The sequence below is a fragment of the Clostridium sp. X genome, from assembly GCF_055755365.1.
In genome coordinates this window covers 3000306-3014910 of record NZ_CM146912.1, presented here as the reverse complement: position 1 = coordinate 3014910, position 14605 = coordinate 3000306, and the positions used below count along the sequence as shown (strand labels likewise).

At 29.9% G+C, this 14605-nt stretch carries 15 protein-coding genes and 1 pseudogene; 12 read left to right on the top strand and 4 right to left on the bottom strand.

Translation table 11 applies throughout. The features are described 5' to 3' along the window. The first annotated feature begins 61 nt into the window (after positions 1 to 61). From ACX0KU_RS15155 to ACX0KU_RS15145, 3 genes are all read left to right on the top strand, one after another. Positions 62 to 1018 (top strand): methionine ABC transporter ATP-binding protein, encoded by a 957-nt coding sequence (locus ACX0KU_RS15155; protein WP_472990814.1) that lies wholly within the window; start codon positions 62 to 64, stop codon positions 1016 to 1018. A gap of 2 nt (positions 1019 to 1020) precedes the next feature. Continuing rightward, entirely contained in the window at positions 1021 to 1662 is a 642-nt protein-coding gene (locus tag ACX0KU_RS15150; RefSeq protein ID WP_472990813.1) for a methionine ABC transporter permease, read from the top strand. 69 nt (positions 1663 to 1731) lie between these two features. Then, on the top strand, positions 1732 to 2547 hold the full coding sequence (locus ACX0KU_RS15145; RefSeq protein WP_472990812.1) for a MetQ/NlpA family ABC transporter substrate-binding protein: 816 nt from the start codon (positions 1732 to 1734) through the stop codon (positions 2545 to 2547). A gap of 65 nt (positions 2548 to 2612) precedes the next feature. On the opposite strand, the gene corA is transcribed toward ACX0KU_RS15145, so the two are convergent. Beyond that, the gene (gene corA, locus ACX0KU_RS15140; RefSeq protein WP_472990811.1) at positions 2613 to 3677 is read right to left on the bottom strand and encodes a magnesium/cobalt transporter CorA; all 1065 of its coding nucleotides are present in this window, start codon (positions 3675 to 3677) and stop codon (positions 2613 to 2615) included. A 172-nt stretch (positions 3678 to 3849) separates the two neighbouring features. Here corA and ACX0KU_RS15135 point away from each other — a divergent pair. Both ACX0KU_RS15135 and ACX0KU_RS15130 read left to right on the top strand, forming a co-directional pair. Beyond that, positions 3850 to 4368 (top strand): annotated as a pseudogene (locus tag ACX0KU_RS15135) (ABC transporter ATP-binding protein); the annotation flags it as partial. Between the two features lies 1 nt (position 4369). Continuing rightward, positions 4370 to 5938, top strand: a complete 1569-nt coding sequence (locus ACX0KU_RS15130) for a putative ABC exporter domain-containing protein (RefSeq protein WP_472990810.1) — start codon at positions 4370 to 4372, stop codon at positions 5936 to 5938. 48 nt (positions 5939 to 5986) lie between these two features. Here the strand turns inward: ACX0KU_RS15130 and ACX0KU_RS15125 are convergent, their stop codons facing one another. Together ACX0KU_RS15125 and ACX0KU_RS15120 are read right to left on the bottom strand one after the other, a co-directional pair. Beyond that, the gene (locus ACX0KU_RS15125; RefSeq protein WP_472990809.1) at positions 5987 to 6880 is read right to left on the bottom strand and encodes a DMT family transporter; all 894 of its coding nucleotides are present in this window, start codon (positions 6878 to 6880) and stop codon (positions 5987 to 5989) included. Between the two features lie 93 nt (positions 6881 to 6973). Continuing rightward, positions 6974 to 7702 (bottom strand): HAD-IB family hydrolase, encoded by a 729-nt coding sequence (locus ACX0KU_RS15120; protein WP_472990808.1) that lies wholly within the window; start codon positions 7700 to 7702, stop codon positions 6974 to 6976. A gap of 412 nt (positions 7703 to 8114) precedes the next feature. On the opposite strand from ACX0KU_RS15120, the gene ACX0KU_RS15115 reads away from it, so the two are divergent. The 7 genes from ACX0KU_RS15115 (at position 8115) to ACX0KU_RS15085 (ending at position 13780) form a co-directional block, all read left to right on the top strand. Beyond that, positions 8115 to 8960, top strand: a complete 846-nt coding sequence (locus ACX0KU_RS15115) for a CvfB family protein (protein ID WP_472990807.1) — start codon at positions 8115 to 8117, stop codon at positions 8958 to 8960. Between the two features lie 99 nt (positions 8961 to 9059). Further along, positions 9060 to 9482, top strand: a complete 423-nt coding sequence (locus tag ACX0KU_RS15110; protein WP_472990806.1) for a HutP family protein — start codon at positions 9060 to 9062, stop codon at positions 9480 to 9482. Between the two features lie 250 nt (positions 9483 to 9732). Beyond that, the gene (locus ACX0KU_RS15105; protein WP_472990805.1) at positions 9733 to 10758 is read left to right on the top strand and encodes an ABC transporter substrate-binding protein; all 1026 of its coding nucleotides are present in this window, start codon (positions 9733 to 9735) and stop codon (positions 10756 to 10758) included. Beyond that, complete coding sequence (locus ACX0KU_RS15100) at positions 10758 to 11672, top strand: ABC transporter permease (protein WP_472990804.1); 915 nt, start codon at positions 10758 to 10760, stop codon at positions 11670 to 11672. Before ACX0KU_RS15105 ends, ACX0KU_RS15100 begins: the two co-directional genes overlap by 1 nt. Beyond that, complete coding sequence (locus tag ACX0KU_RS15095) at positions 11635 to 12429, top strand: ABC transporter ATP-binding protein (RefSeq protein ID WP_472990803.1); 795 nt, start codon at positions 11635 to 11637, stop codon at positions 12427 to 12429. The genes ACX0KU_RS15100 and ACX0KU_RS15095 overlap by 38 nt, the downstream gene beginning before the upstream one ends. Before the next feature lie 129 nt (positions 12430 to 12558). Next, the gene (locus tag ACX0KU_RS15090; protein WP_472990802.1) at positions 12559 to 13119 is read left to right on the top strand and encodes a serine/threonine protein kinase; all 561 of its coding nucleotides are present in this window, start codon (positions 12559 to 12561) and stop codon (positions 13117 to 13119) included. Positions 13120 to 13168: 49 nt separating this feature from the next. Then, on the top strand, positions 13169 to 13780 hold the full coding sequence (locus ACX0KU_RS15085; protein WP_472990801.1) for an RIO2 family protein: 612 nt from the start codon (positions 13169 to 13171) through the stop codon (positions 13778 to 13780). A 60-nt stretch (positions 13781 to 13840) separates the two neighbouring features. Here ACX0KU_RS15085 and ACX0KU_RS15080 read toward each other — a convergent pair whose 3' ends face one another. Next, complete coding sequence (locus tag ACX0KU_RS15080; protein WP_472990800.1) at positions 13841 to 14485, bottom strand: undecaprenyl diphosphate synthase family protein; 645 nt, start codon at positions 14483 to 14485, stop codon at positions 13841 to 13843. Positions 14486 to 14605 lie beyond the last annotated feature (120 nt).

Sequence of the window (14605 nt, the reverse complement as noted above, 5' to 3'; positions counted from 1 at the left end):
TAGACCTAAGGACATCCTTGGGTCTTTATTTTTTTATCAACAAGTAGCAGGGGGTGCAGCAATGATCGAGATAAAAAATATAGTAAAATATTTTGGAGAAGATAAAGTTTTAAAAGATGTAAGTTTAGAAATAGAAGAAGGAGAAATTTTTGGGATTATAGGACATAGTGGAGCTGGAAAGTCTACACTGCTACGATGTATAAATGGTCTTGAGAGCTATGATTCAGGAAATGTAATAGTAGGTAGTAGAGAAGTAAAGGATCTTGAAGAAAAAGAAATTAGAGAGTTTAGAAAAGATATAGGAATGATATTTCAGAACTTTAGTTTATTAAATAGAAGAAATGTATGGCAAAATGTTGCCTTGCCACTAGAAACCTGGGGATATAGTAAAGAAGATATAGATAAAAGAGTAAAAGAACTACTGGCTCTTGTTGGACTAGAGGATAAAGCTAATAGCAGGCCTAAAGAGCTTAGTGGAGGACAAAAACAAAGAGTTGCTATCGCAAGAGCATTAACTCTTCAGCCAAGTATTTTACTGTGTGATGAGGCAACTTCAGCCCTTGATCCTAAAACTACAAAATCTATACTACAATTACTTAGAGAAATAAATGAAAAATTAGGCATAACAGTTATTATAGTTACTCATCAAATGGAAGTTATAAAAGAAGCTTGTACAAAGGTAGCTTTAATGGAAGGCGGAAGAGTAATTCAGGCTGGAAAAGTAGAGGAAGTTTTCTTAAATCCAACTAAGGAAATGGAAAATTTATTAGGTGAAGAAGATGTACTCCCAACAGAAGGAGTAAACATAAAAATATTCTTCCCAAAAGAGCTAAGTCAAAATAGTATAATAACCTCTATGGCTAGAGAATTAGATATAGATTTTTCTATTGTTTGGGGAAAACTTGAAAAATTTAGTGTTGGTGTACTTGGAAGCTTAGTAATAAATGTGCCAGAAGAAAAAAAACATATAGTTTCTTCTTATCTTAATGAGAAAAATGTACATTGGGAGGTTCTATAGATATGTTGACTAATATTTTAATTCCAGCACTTGGAGAAACCCTGTATATGGTTTTAATTTCTACATTTTTAGCAGTTTTAATAGGTTTTGTACCAGCAATTATAATGATTATTACTGATAAAAATGGATTAAAGCCAAATGAGCCAGTATATAACACTCTAGATATGATTATAAATGTGTTAAGATCTTTTCCATTTATCATTTTATTAATATTACTAATACCATTTACAAGACTTTTATTGGGAACTTACATTGGAACGACTGCAGCAATAGTACCATTAACTATTGGTTGCGCTCCTTTTGTGACAAGAGTAATAGAATCAGCACTTAAAGAAGTAGATAAAGGAGTAATAGAAGCTGCAAAGTCCTTTGGAGCAAGTACTTCTCAAATTGTATTTAAAATTATGCTTCCGGAAGCCCTACCTTCTATTGTTTCAGGGATAACCCTTACAGCCATAGTTGTAGTGGGATTTTCTGCAATGGCAGGTGCAATTGGAGCTGGCGGACTTGGAGATGTAGCTATGCGATATGGATATCAGATGTTTAAAACAGATGTTCTAATAGCTACAGTAATAGTTTTAATAGTACTTGTTCAAGCTATTCAGACAATAGGAACACTAATATATAAAAAGGTAAACAGATAAATATAAAATACTATTTATAGTAATTTATAAAATATAAAAGAATTAATAAATAATAAGGGGGAATTATAAATGAAAAAAAGAATTTTATCAGTTTTATTAGCAAGTACAGTGGTTTTAGGTGCTATCGGACTTACAGGCTGCGGAAATAAAGAAGCGGCTAAGCCAGAAGAAAAGAAGAAAATAGTAGTTGGAGCAACTCCAGAACCACACTCTCAAATTTTAGAAAAAGTAAAACCAATACTTGAGAAAAAAGGTTATACTTTAGAAATCAAAGTATTTAATGATTATGTAATTCCTAATACTGCTGTTGAAGATGGTCAATTAGATGCTAACTTCTTCCAACATGTTCCTTATTTAGAGAAGTTTAATGAAGAAAAAAAGACACATTTAACATATACTACTAAAGTTCACTTAGAGCCAATGGGAGTATACTCAGAAAAATTAAAAGATTTAAAAGAAATAAAAGATGGAGCGACTATTGCAGTGCCAAATGATCCAACAAATGAAGCTAGAGCTTTAAGACTACTTGAAAGAGAAGGAATTCTTAAATTTAAAGAAGGAGCACTAATAACTAAATTAGATATTACAGAAAATCCTAAAAATATAAAAATACAAGAATTAGAAGCAGCACAACTTCCAAGAACTTTAAAAGATGTAGATGCAGCAGTTATTAATACAAACTATGCACTACCAGCAGGATTAAATCCTACAAATGATGCTCTTGCAATTGAATCTAAGGATTCTCCTTATGCTAATATATTAGCTGTTAAAGAAGATAACAAAGATAAGGAATATATAAAAGCTTTAACTGAAGCAATTAACTCACCAGAAATCAAAAAGTTTATAGAAGAAGAATATAAGGGAGCAATAGTTCCAGCATTCTAAGCAGATATCCCAAATCTACGATTAAAAGGTCATGTTATGTAAATTACTCATAACATGACCTTTTTTTAGAACCAATTTTTTTTCCTGAAATAATTTATCATAAATAAAATTAATGCAATGGTAATAATCCAAAAAATCGGGTACCCATACTTAAAACTAAGCTCAGGCATATAGTGAAAGTTCATACCATAAATACCTGTTAAAAATGTAAGAGGGATAAAAATAGTAGAGAATACCGTTAAAACTTTCATTACTTCATTAGTTTTATTACTCATGCTTGAAAGATAAATATCAAGCATTCCAGATAAAATATCTCTATAAGTTTCAATTACATTTATAATTTGAATGATATGATCATAAACGTCCCTTAAATATATGGTAGTTTTTTCGTCAATTAAGATATGTTCATCCTTGATTAAGGTACTTACAATTTCCCTAAGGGGCCATACAGAGTTTCGAAGAAAAATTATATCTCTCTTAAGGTTGTATATATCTGATAGTAAGCTTTTGGTAGGGTTATTCATAAGATTATTTTCGATTTTATCTAAAACATCTCCTATACTTTCAAATATATTAAAATAACTATCTACTATAGCATCTATTAAGGAGTAAAGCAGATAGTCGGAACCCTTACTTCTTATATTATTTTTATTAGTCTCAAGTCTGTTTCTTATATTATCAAAGACATCTCCAGGAAATTCCTGAAAGGAAATAAGACAATCATCAAATAATACGAAACTAACTTGTTCAGACTTTATTTCTTTAGAGAATTTATCGTAATAGAGCATCTTAAGAACTATGTATATATAATTGTTTTCTAAATCAACTTTAGGATGCTGGTCTGTATTTAGAATATCTTCTAATATTAAAGAGTGAATGTTGAAATTATCCCCAACTTTTTTTACTAGATCTATATCATAAAGTCCATCAATATCTATCCATATTACAGAACTATCTATGCTTTTATGAAAAGCTTTTTCTATATTATTTATAGAGGTTTTATTAAAAATATTATCATTATACTCTATTAAATCTATTCTTATGTTTTCACTAGTATGTTCTCCGATATGAACTAAAGTCCCAGGAGCAGATCCGATCTTTCTTTTTCGACTTTTTATGTGCTTGGGCATTTTCAATACCTCCAATAAATTTCTAGGGTTTCTTGAATTTGTATACTTAAATAAGTATATGATATAATCCTATAAAGATAATTTTACCCTTATAAAGTAAAAAATAGAAGGAGAAATTAATAATATGTTAAGTGTGAAAAAATTTAGTTAAGCAATATGATAATGTTTTAGCTGTGGATATAAAAATAAAACAATAGAGGCAAAGAAACTATTTAGCTATGTACCAGAGACCCCAGTCCTTTATGATATGCTTACGGTGTACGAACATCTAGAATATATAGCAAATGCATATGCTATAAAGGATTATAAAGAAAAAGCCGAAAAGCTTTTGAAAAGATTTGATTTATTTGATAAAAGAGACAAGTTGGGTAAAGAGCTTTCCAAGGGAATGCAGCAAAAGGTAAGCATATGTTGTGGGTTAATTACAAATCCTAAAGTAATTTTATTTGATGAACCTATGATAGGACTAGATCCCAAGGCTATCAAGGAGCTTAAAAGTGTGTTTGTAGAACTAAAGGAACAAGGATGTAGTGTAATTATAAGCACTCACATAATAGATAGTATTGATGAAATATGGGATAAAGCACTTATTGTAAATAAAGGAGTTGTTGTTTTTTCAACAAGTAGAGAAGAACTTAAAGAAAAAAGTCAATCTTTAGAAGAAATATTCTTTAAGGTTACGGAGGAATAAAATGAAGCCTTTATTTTACATATTAAAAAAGAGTATAAAAAATCATATAAAAGAGCTTAAGAAAAAACCAGTAGCACTAATTGGATATATATTATTCGCAATACTTCTTCTATTCATAATAGGATATAGCATTTTTACGCCTTCAAGTATATTAAAAGCAGCTTCACCAAATATTTATGGAACAATAATAGGTGGAGTTATACTAGCCTTTGCATATTTTAGTGTGAAAATTGGAATAAGTAGAGGTGGTACATTTTTTAGAATTTCTGATGTGAATCTAGTTTTTACTTCACCCATAGAACCAAGAAAAGTATTAATTTATGGATTTATAAAGCAACTTTATAAATCATTTTTCACTATGGTATTTTTTGTTTTTCAAATTCCTAATATGAAAAACTTTTTTCCGCTCAAAGCGTATGGTGGCATACTTATAATCTTAGCATTTTTCATGTTCACTTTTTCATTATCAATAGTTGGAGTTTTAATATATTCAGTATGTGCTAAGGACAAAAATATAAGACATTATTTTGAAAAAGGAATTAACCTAATAGGTGCATTAGTTATAATACTATTTTTAATACAATTTATGGTAAGTAAAGATATAATTCAATCTACAGAAAGCATTTTAAACAATAAATACTTTTACTATATTCCTTTCGTAGGATGGTTTAAGGGAATATTTATGGCAGCAGTTATAGGGATAAATACACAATTTTATGTTTTTTTAGGATTAATAGTTATGACTTTAGGCTTAATAATAGTTCTTTTATTCAAGATGAATATGGATTATTATGAAGATGTTCTCAATGCAACAGAGTATTTAGAAAAGTTCTATTTAGCGAAAAAGGAAGGTAGAATATTAAGCGTAAATGATAAAAGTAGGGTTAGAAAGATTAAACAAAGGTATAAAGGGACGGGAGCTAAGGCAATATTTTATAGACAACTTCTTGAATATAAAAAGACGGGATTTTTCTTTATAAATAAAGGTACGTTACTTATGATTGTGATTGGAACAGTTTTTGGATTATTACTAAGAGACAAAAACATAGGTGTAAATTTAATATTATATTTTACAGTATACATGTTGTTGTTCATGACTATGCAAGGAAAGTGGGCCCAAGAAATTACAAAACCCTATATTTTTTTAATACCGGGAAACTCTGCAAATAAGGTATTTTATGCAACTCTAGCAGACAATATTAAAAATGCAATAGATGGATTTGCACTTTTTCTTGTTGTTGGAGTTATATTTAAGGCATCATTAGTGACAATAATTCTTTGTGCATTGACATATATGAGCTTTGGAAGTATCTATATATACGGGGATATACTTTCAAAGAGAATTCTAGGAGAACACAGTAAAAATCTTGAGATTATGCTAAAACTATTAATTACTGTTGGTATAATTGCCCCAGGAATAATTATTTCTATAGTTATAAGTATAGTATATAAGAATTTATATATGGCGGAATATCTACAGTATATAATACTTATTTTATATAATCTTTTTGCTTCATTCATAATATTATTTACTAATGCTAGTATATTTGAAAATCTAGAAATGAAATAATAAAAAAGCTCTGAGGATATCTTTTCTCGGAGCTTTTATGTTCTCTGCTTATAATTCATAATGTGAAGCGATCTCTTCCTTTTTAGATAGTTTAATATTCTCAGCTAGAAAGGTTGAAAATAGTATTAAGATTCCTCCACAAATCTGCCAGATACCGATAGATTCATTTAAAAGTAAAACACTAAAAAATAACGCTGAAATTGGATCAAGGTAGCTTAATACAGCAGCACTTTGTACGTCTACATCTTTTAAGGCAGAGAAATATAAAAAATAGGCTACAGCAGTGTGAATTACTCCTAAAATTAATATTAAAATTAAACTTTTTAAGCTATTAATATGAAGTTGATCTCTAGATATTATAAAAGGAAGAAGAACAAGGGTCGAAGCCGAGAGCTGTATTATTGTTCTTTCAAAGCCTGACAAATCCTTAATATAATTATTTAATAGTATAACAGAAGCATATAGACAGGCGGCTGCAAGTCCGTAGCTAATTCCTTTAATTTGACTATATGAAATATTTGAAGTAGTGCTTTGATTGTTTAATATTAAAAATAAACCAAGCATAGCTCCTATTACTGCCATGAGTTTACGCGGAGTTAACTTGGTTTTTAATACAATAGGTGATAATCCTACTACAAATATAGGAGCGAAGTAATAACTTAAAGTGGCATTTGATATTGTAGTGAATTTATAGGCTTGAAAAAGTAGTACCCAATTAAAGCCTATAGCTATTCCGGATATAATTAAGAGTATTAAATTTTTTCTTGAGTATAGTCTAAGATTAGCTTTTTTTGTAAACATATTATAAATAATGAATATACTGCTGGCTATTATAGCTCTTAAAAAAGCAGTTTCCATAGATGGTAAGTTTATATTCTTAACAAAAACCCCTAAGCTTCCCCATATTATCATAGATATTATAACTTTTGATGTTGAATTCATATGTAGGCCCCCTATATAATTTGACTTATTATATAATATCAATATATAAATTTAAAATCAATATAAGGGGGCATAGGTAGAATATATCTTTAATTATATGTTGATAGTATTAGCGTCTAGAGTATAAACTACATCTTTTCTTTCTACGATTATTTTAGATTTATCTTTTGTTATAGGGTCTGTAAGAAGTAGATTTATTAGCTCGCGAGTTGGATTTATAGCCCTTGGGTTTCCTACAATCTTAAGCATAGTAAAGTCTCCAGCGGTATCACCATACGCATAGCTTTGAGATAAATCTATAGAGTATTTTTCAACAAAACAGTCTATGGCCTCTTGTTTATTATCTCTGTCCCACATAGGAACTAATTCTCCTGTGTAGTGATGACTACTATCCATTAAATACTCTGTTCCGAGATAATCATCAAAACCATGTTTTATAGCCATTTCCCTAACTAATTCTATAGGACTTCCAGAAATAGTTATAACCTTATGGCCTTGTTTTTTATGCCACCTAATCATATCTCTAGTATAAGTATAAACTCGATCTCCTTTTTCTTTTATTACCTTTTTAGCTATAAATTCTACTTGAGTTTTATGAAGTCCTTTTACAGCTTCGATATATATGTTTGCCATCCTTATAAGATAGTCGTCATAATTACCTATTCTTTTATCCCATTTGAGGTAATAATCTCTTACTTCATTGTACCAACGATCTGTTTCTATTATTTCGGATTTAATAAATTTTTTGAAAATTTCAGTTATCATACCTTCTCTATATAACGTACCGTCTATATCAAAAAAAGCTGCCACAGTCTTACTCATACTTTCATCTCCTTTTATAAATGACTCAGTGATTTACCATTTACATAATAGTTTTAGTATCCATTATACAATATATATTGAATATAGCAAATACTGGTGTGTTTAATGGGAAATATTCATGTTCTGCATTCCTTATTCTTTATTTTAATAACTGAATTAATACATAATTACTTATGAAAATTAGTAAAACTATAGGTTAGTAATATATATAATATGATAAGATTATTAAACAAGTTACAAAAATAAAATTTGTAGACTATAGATAGTCGGTTGACGGTTAACAATAAAGTGGATTACAATAGATAGATGACAAGAAAATAGAAAATTTAACTAAATTATTCTACATATTAAGAGAAAATTTAATTAAACTAATATATAATAAAAAAAATAAAGACAAAGGATGGAACATATTATGATAGAATTAGGAAAAACACAGACTTTAAAGGTAGTGAATATTGCAAAGGTTGGAGCATATTTAGATGCCGGCACAGGAAACACAGATGATAATATTCTTCTTCCTAACAATCAGCTTCCTGCTGGATTAAATGTAGAAGATGATGTAGAAGTATTTATATATAAAGATTCAGAGGATAGATTTATAGCTACAAGGAAAAAGCCATTAGTTCAATCAGGAGAATTGGCAAGACTTCAGGTGAAAGAAACTACAGAGATAGGAGCTTTTCTTGATATGGGTTTAGAAAAGGATATATTACTTCCTTTTAAAGAACAGAAATATAAGGTTCAAGCAGGAAAAAAATATTTAGTAGGAGTGTATGTAGATAAAAGCGAAAGACTTACAGCTACTACATTTGTAGCTAAGTTTTTAAGAACAGATAGCCCTTATGAAAAAGATCAATGGGTAAAAGGAACTGCGTACTCAGTGAATCCTGAAATAGGAGTACTAGTAGCAGTGGATAATAAATATAGAGGATTAATACCTAAAAGTGAACAAAATAGAGAAATAAAAGTTGGAGAAGAAGTTGAATGTAGAATTATAAGAGTTAAAGAAGATGGGAAATTAGATTTATCCTTGAGAGAAGTGGCACATAAACAGATGGATAATGATGCTCAGTTGATTTTAAATAAAATAGAAAGATATGATGGATTCTTACCATTAAATGATAAAAGCTCACCGGAAGATATAATGGATAGATTAAAGATGAGTAAAGCAGCATTTAAAAGGGCTGTAGGAAGATTGATGAAAGAAGATAAAATTGAGCAAAATGAAAAAGGAATAAGACTTAAACAACAAGATTAAAGAATAATATTAAGCTAATAAAGTTTATATATGGTGAAGGTAATATATAGAATTGAATATTGAATGATGAGGTAGCTATTGCATAATAGAGGTGAAAAAATGAATTATAATAGTTTGGAAGTAGCAAAGGCGGCCATTAAAATGGCTACATCTGAAAGAACAGAAGAAAAAAGATTAGAAGAAGAATTTAAAGAGAAAAAAATACTTACTGCTGCAGTTGATGTAGGTGGAAATATTAATGATTCTATATCTAAAATAATGGAGAGAGCATTAGTAGCATCGAAGAGAATGGGAATTATAAAAGATTTACATGTTCACGATGGAGCAGTAGTAGGGGCTGCTAGAGAAGCCATAATGCAAGTAGCAACAAAAGCTAATGGACTCAGTGTAGGTGGAAAAATTGGTATCGCTAGAGGTGGAGAACATATAAGTGTTTGTATATTTATGAGCATTGGACTCCTACATTTAAATGAAGTTGTCATAGGAATTGGTCATCGATCTATACCAGAGCAGGGGGCATAATAGTATTTGACAAAAGTATTATTTTCATGTAAAATATAAGAAATTTATATATGTAAAATGGATTAATGTTTAGAAGGTAAAAATTGTAGAATGGTAAGTTTGGTAGGAGATATGGAATAATTTAAGCAAGTAACAGCTATAGACATTAATTTTGAGTTGATGCATTAGTTTTGTGCTTTGCTTTATTAAGTATACAAAAATACCTCTCCTAATAGGAGAGGTATTTTTATTTTATAAGGGGGAAGGTAGAATGGTAGAAAGAAAGAAAATATCAATTTTATTAAGTTCGTTATTAATGGTAGGGGTTTTAGGAGGATGTTCAGGTTCTAAGTCTCCATCTACTGGAGAACAGCCTAAGGACAAGGTTTTTAAGATAGGAATTACTCAAATTGTTGAGCATGATGCATTAGATGCAGCTAGAAAAGGATTTATAAAAGCTCTTGAAGATAAGAATTACAAAGATGGAACAAATATAAAAATAGATTTTCAAAATGCTCAAGGCGATATGCCAACAACACAAACAATTGCTGAGAAATTTGTAAATGATAATGCGGATTTAATTTTAGCTATAGCAACTCCATCAGCTCAAGCAGCATTTAATGCTACTCAAAAGGCTAAAAAAGATATACCAATACTTATTACGGCAGTAACTGACCCAGTAGATGCTAAACTAGTAAAATCTCTAGAAAAATCAGAAACTAATGTAACTGGTACATCAGATGCATTTCCAATAAATGCACAATTTGACTTAATTAAAAAGCTAGTACCTCAAACAAAAAAAATAGGTATGATTTATAATACAAGTGAAGCTAATTCAGGATTACAAATAGAAGAAGCAAAAAAAGTAGCTCCAAGTTATGGATATGAAATAGTAGGAGCTGGAGTAACTAGTAGTAATGAAATTCCACAAGCTTTATCGGCAATAATTGATAAAGTAGATGTAATATATATTCCAACAGATAATATGGTTGCGGCAGCAGCACCAACAATTACTAATATTTGTTATGGTAAAAACATACCTGTTTTCGGTTCAGAATTAGGTCAAGTAAAGGGCGGAGCTGTTGCTACAGCAGGAATGGATTACTATAAGCTTGGATACGAAACGGGACTAAAAGCTGTAGAAGTTTTAGAAGGAAAGAAACCTTCTGAAATTCCAGTTACTATTTTAAAAGATTCAAGCGTTGCTATAAATGAAGATGCAGTTAAGAAGTTAAATATAAAAGTTCCAGATGATATAAAAGCAAGTGCAGAAAAAGTTACGGGGGGCGTAAAATAATGTCTGGTTTCTTAATAGGTGTATTAGAGCAAGGGTTTATATTTGCAATAGTAGCACTTGGGGTATATATAACTTATAAAATTCTAGATTTTCCTGATTTATCTGTAGATGGTACTTTTCCTTTAGGTGCAGCGCTTACAGCGCTGTGCTTATCAAAGGGAATAAATCCATTTATGGCATGTATATTTTCTATAATTGCTGGAATGATAGCAGGAATAATGACAGGTATTTTGCATGTTAAGCTTAAGATTACAAATCTTCTTTCAGGAATACTTATGATGATAGGACTTTACTCTATTAATTTAAGAGTAATGGGGAAAGCAAATATTGCTTTCTTTGGTTTTGATACTATATTTAGTACAACAAGTATGGTGGCTCCAATTATAATAATAGCAGTAGTAGCTATAGGGGTTAAAATACTTTTAGATGTTTTTTTAAAAACAAAATTAGGATTTGCGTTAAATGCTGTAGGAGATAACGAGCAGCTAGTTACTTCTCTAGGAATAGATAAGGATGTAATAAAGGTTGTTGGCCTTAGCATTTCAAATGGAATTGTGGCATTAGGAGGTTCTGTAATGGCACAACATCAGGGTTATGCAGATGTAGGTATGGGAACAGGTACTGTAGTTGTAGGTCTTGCAGCTGTTATATTGGGAAGATCTATTTTGGGTAAAATTAAATTTATTAAAGCCACAGCAATGGCAGTAATAGGAGCAATATTATATAAATTAGCCATTTCAGGAGCACTTAGGTTTGGACTTAACCCACAGGATTTAAAGCTAGTAACATCATTAATTGTTATTCTTGTATTAGGTGCAAATAACTTTAAGTTTGGAGAAAGGTTTTCTAAGATAGGAAGAAAAGGGGATGAACCAATTGCTGCAACTACAAAATCTATACAAGGTGTTCAATAAAAATACTGTTAATGAAAATGTTGTTTTTAATAGACTTAATTTAGAAGTAAATAAGGGAGATTTTATAACTATAATAGGAAGTAATGGAGCGGGTAAATCCACCTTGTTAAATATAATTTCTGGAACGATACAAGTTGATCAAGGTTCCATTAACTTATCAGGTAAAGAAATATCAAGGCTTCCAGAATACAAATGTACAAAATTAATTGGTAGAGTTTTTCAAGATCCGACAAAGGGTACAGCACCATCTATGACTATTCTTGAAAATATGTCTATGGCATATAATAAAGGTAAGAAATTTGATCTTAGCTTTGCTGTAAATAAAAAGAACATTCCTTTTTTTAAGGAGATTCTTTCAAGTCTTGAACTTGGACTTGAGGAAAAACTTCATACAAAAGTAGGTCTTTTATCAGGAGGACAAAGGCAAGCGTTATCTCTTATAATGACTGTAATGGGAAATCCAGAGCTTTTACTTTTAGATGAGCATACAGCAGCATTAGATCCTAAAACTTCTGAAAAGATAATTGAACTTACTGAAAATATCGTTAAAGAAAAAAATATAACAACTTTAATGGTAACACATAATCTTAATCATGCAATTACCTTAGGGAATAGACTTATAATGCTTCATCATGGAAAGGTTATTGTAGATATTAGTGGAGAAGAAAAAAAGCAACTTACTATAGAAAAATTACTTGAGTACTTCAATAATAATAGTAAGGAAGACTTTTTAAGTGATAGAACACTATTTTCATAGTAATAGAACCAAAAAGGTGTATAACTCCTTTTTGGTTCTATTTTTATATGTAGTTTATGTAACTTAGACAAGCATCTTTTAATAGTATATTAATATAGTCGTATGTAATTAATAGGCTAGTGATTAGAGGTGATTATCATTAGTAAACAGTATTTTGGAGTAAATATTAAGAAATGCAAATTTTTAGGTCAAGGATATGAAGGAAAAGTATATTTGACACCTGATAACAGAGTTTTAAAGATATTTAAGGATAAAAAAAAGTGCAATAATGAATATGAGCTATTAAAGATTGTAGAGGGAAGTAAATATTTCCCTAAGGCAATAGAGCTTGATGAGTACTCTATGATAAGAGAATATGTCCCTGGAACTCCTCTAGAAGCATATGTTAAGAAAAAAGGAATATCTAGAAAACTAGGCTTAAGTCTTATTAATCTAATAGAGGAATTTAGAAGACTAGGATTTACAAGATTAGATATGGCAGCTAGACATATTTACGTACAAACTAATGAAGATATAAAGGTAATAGACCCAAGAAAATGTTATGTAAAAGAAATGTCCTTCCCACAATTATTACTAACAGATTTAGATAAAATTAATTATTTAGATGATTTTATTAAAGTTTTAATAGAAGAAAGACCTACTCTAGCAGAGGAATGGATTGAAGGCTTAAATAAATTGTCGCAGAATTAAACTATGATTCATAATATAAATGTAAATAGTAATGTGTAAAAGGTGCATTATGGAGAAGAGTAGAGTTAAAGAAAATTTTAAAAAAGAAGAAGGAAGACTAAAAGTAATTGAAGATTATAATAATAACGCAGGACTAAACTTAGATGGATGTAAGTTTTTGGGTGAAGGGCATCATGGAAAAGTATTCTTGCGTGAAGATGGTAAAGTAGTTAAAATTTGCACTACTGCTAAGAGTTGTAAGAGAGAATATCAGATTTTAAAAAAAGTAGATGGAGCAAAATGTTTTCCAAAAGCCTATGAATACAACAACATATATATGGTAAGAGATTATGTAGGCGGTCAATGCATGAAGGACTATATCAAATGGAATGGACTTAGTAAAAAACTTGCTTTAAATATAATCAACCTTTTAGAAGAATTTGAAGAATTGAAATTTTCCAAGATTGATATAAGATGTAAGGACATATTTGTGCAAGAAGATGAGTCTATTATGGTAATTGATCCTAAGGGATGTTTTAGTAGAAAAAAAAGTTACCCAAGTCATTTAATGAAAGGCTTAAAAAAAGCAATGTACTTAGATAAATTCCTTAATTTATTAAAAGAGGAACGTCCAGAGTTATACGAAAAATGGATTATTAAAAATGGAGTAGAGTGTGAATGAATACACTCTACTCTTTACTTTAAAGGAAGTTCATATCTAACTTCTTTTTTTAGATTGAAATTAACCACCAAGAGTTATGTCTTGGGTATTATACCAGTCTATAGCATCATATACGTGTTTTTTTGTAAAATCCGGCCAATAATCATTTATTACATAAAAATCTGAATATATAGATTGAACTGGCAAAAATCCACTAAGACGTCTTCTACCGCCCCAACGAATTATTAAATCTACTCTTGATACATCAGAAGATTTTAAACACTTAGTAATATCTTTTCTATTACTGCTATTACTAAGTAAAAGATCTCCTAAGTCCCATTCCCATCCATAGTTCACTAAGAAATTTACTTTTATTCCACCTTTACCAAACGTAGTCCTCTTTGTATAAGGTAAAAGTTCTTTTGGAAACATTGCTGAGTTTGAATTTCCTAGCACTAATAATTCTGAGTCTTCACTACTTATCATTTTTACTGCATCAATACAAGCTTTAGTAAAAGCTAATCTTTGTATAATAGGTCTTTTAGTGTTATCGGTAGTAAATCCATAATAAGTTACTTCTTTAATTCCTAGTTCTTTACAAGTACGCAGAAGGTCTAGTCCTGGGTCAAGACCAGAAGAATACCCTCTATCTTTTGTCATTCCTTTATCTACAGCCCAACGTCTATTACCATCGGGAATTATACCTATATGATTTGGAATTCGCATAAAATCATCACACCTTTATTATATTAATTTAATAATATTATTTCCATAATTTATTAAAGTATTCTATTTTATTTTTCTTTTACACATTTTGTAGAAAGTGCATATTTACTATATGTAAAC

Coding starts and splice junctions, on each gene's coding strand:
- ACX0KU_RS15155 (WP_472990814.1), top strand. CDS start 62: ATGATCGAGATAAAAAATATAGTAAAATATTTTGGAGAAGATAAAGTT.
- ACX0KU_RS15150 (WP_472990813.1), top strand. CDS start 1,021: ATGTTGACTAATATTTTAATTCCAGCACTTGGAGAAACCCTGTATATG.
- ACX0KU_RS15145 (WP_472990812.1), top strand. CDS start 1,732: ATGAAAAAAAGAATTTTATCAGTTTTATTAGCAAGTACAGTGGTTTTA.
- corA (WP_472990811.1), bottom strand. CDS start 3,677: ATGCCCAAGCACATAAAAAGTCGAAAAAGAAAGATCGGATCTGCTCCT.
- ACX0KU_RS15130 (WP_472990810.1), top strand. CDS start 4,370: ATGAAGCCTTTATTTTACATATTAAAAAAGAGTATAAAAAATCATATA.
- ACX0KU_RS15125 (WP_472990809.1), bottom strand. CDS start 6,880: ATGAATTCAACATCAAAAGTTATAATATCTATGATAATATGGGGAAGC.
- ACX0KU_RS15120 (WP_472990808.1), bottom strand. CDS start 7,702: ATGAGTAAGACTGTGGCAGCTTTTTTTGATATAGACGGTACGTTATAT.
- ACX0KU_RS15115 (WP_472990807.1), top strand. CDS start 8,115: ATGATAGAATTAGGAAAAACACAGACTTTAAAGGTAGTGAATATTGCA.
- ACX0KU_RS15110 (WP_472990806.1), top strand. CDS start 9,060: ATGAATTATAATAGTTTGGAAGTAGCAAAGGCGGCCATTAAAATGGCT.
- ACX0KU_RS15105 (WP_472990805.1), top strand. CDS start 9,733: ATGGTAGAAAGAAAGAAAATATCAATTTTATTAAGTTCGTTATTAATG.
- ACX0KU_RS15100 (WP_472990804.1), top strand. CDS start 10,758: ATGTCTGGTTTCTTAATAGGTGTATTAGAGCAAGGGTTTATATTTGCA.
- ACX0KU_RS15085 (WP_472990801.1), top strand. CDS start 13,169: ATGGAGAAGAGTAGAGTTAAAGAAAATTTTAAAAAAGAAGAAGGAAGA.
- ACX0KU_RS15080 (WP_472990800.1), bottom strand. CDS start 14,485: ATGCGAATTCCAAATCATATAGGTATAATTCCCGATGGTAATAGACGT.